The 261-nt window shown below is 61.7% G+C and carries 1 protein-coding gene; it reads right to left on the bottom strand.

Going from position 1 to position 261, the window contains the following annotated elements; all coding sequences use genetic code 11:
- A partial coding sequence (locus tag AC0IW9_RS31105) for an AlkA N-terminal domain-containing protein (protein ID WP_471652157.1) occupies nt 1–161 on the bottom strand: 161 nt, incomplete at its 3' end.
- Nucleotides 162–261 lie beyond the last annotated feature (100 nt).

Below are 261 nucleotides of genomic sequence, written 5' to 3'. Positions count from 1 at the left end.
AACCAGCCGCAAACATCGCCGACCCGAACGGTGCGCAAGTAACCCTCGGCACTCACCCGCTCCATATCCGGTAAGCAGCGCAGGGCAAAGTAGGCGTGGAACTGCTGCCAATTCCACGGTGGCACATAAGGCAGGAGCAGGGGGGCGGTTGCTGTGTTCATGGCGATAACGATAGCGACTTGGCCGCGCGCCTGTCTCTCCCGTTCTTGCTGTTGAATTCGCTGCGGGGCGGCTGCGAGAGAGGTTCGACCTGTCATGGCC

Source organism: Belnapia sp. AC561, assembly GCF_979252845.1.
This window is presented reverse-complemented; position numbering and strand designations above follow the sequence as displayed.